2 protein-coding genes are annotated in these 826 nt (G+C 71.5%); one reads left to right on the top strand and one right to left on the bottom strand.

Features of this window, described 5'->3' with window-relative positions; genetic code table 11:
* Window positions 1–327: 327 nt before the first annotated feature.
* Entirely contained in the window at window positions 328–555 is a 228-nt protein-coding gene (locus AC31A1_RS52080; RefSeq protein ID WP_489660022.1) for a hypothetical protein, read from the top strand.
* 18 nt (window positions 556–573) lie between these two features.
* On the opposite strand, the gene AC31A1_RS52075 is transcribed toward AC31A1_RS52080, so the two are convergent.
* Window positions 574–826: M1 family aminopeptidase (locus AC31A1_RS52075; RefSeq protein WP_489660021.1), on the bottom strand; the 253-nt coding region annotated here is incomplete at its 5' end.

The raw sequence follows: 826 nt of genomic DNA, 5'->3' as shown, positions 1-826 counted from the left end.
GGCCCCCACCTCGCCGCCGCCCACGCCGAGGAGGGCATCCGCGCCTGGCGGTGGTGGACACGGGAGGAGCTGCGCGGGGCGACGGAGTCCGTGTGGCCCACCGAACTCGCCCGGCTGCTCGACGAGTTGGACGGACAAGGTCCGCAGGCGTGACACGGGCCGCCCGGTCGACGGCGACGCTTCGCTTCCGCCACAACTCGTCCAGCAGGCTCGTCACCGTGTCGTTCTCGAAGATCTCCCGGCTCGCGTGGGCGATCAGCGGGGCGACGGAGAGGACCTCGACCTTGTGTCCAGGCCGGTCGCCACGGCGGGCCCGGACAGGATGCCGTGGGTGGCCGCCACGATGACGTCCTCGCCACCCGCGACTCCGTCCCCGGCGACCGCCGCAGCCTGCACATCGCGCTCACCGACGCCGGGCGCGACCTCGTCGACCGTGGGGTGGAAGGCCACGTGCAGAACCAGATCCAGATCCTCTCGGCCCTGGAGAACTCCGACCGCGACGAGCTGACCCGGATGCCGCGCACCCTGCTGATCTCCCTGGGGGACACCCGCTGAGCGGCCCGGGCCGGCCCGTCAGGCGTGCGCCGGCTTCCCGTCCCCGTACAGCCAGTCCTTCCAGATCCCGCTGAAGTCCTTACCCGGTGCCATCTTCTCCACGTACGCCGTGAAGTCCGCGGTGTCCGCGTTGCCGTAGCGGTGGGTGGCTGCCCAGCCCTGGATGATGTCGTAGAAACGCGCGTCGCCGACGGTCCGGCGGATCTTGTGGAGGACCATCGCGCCGCGTTCGTAGACGGGGCTGTCGGAGATGTGGGCGGCGGAGGTGGGG

The sequence above is a fragment of the Streptomyces sp. P5F9 genome (genome assembly GCF_057961495.1).
The sequence above is the reverse complement of the archived record's forward strand: the minus strand, read 5'-3'. Positions and strand labels throughout refer to the sequence as shown.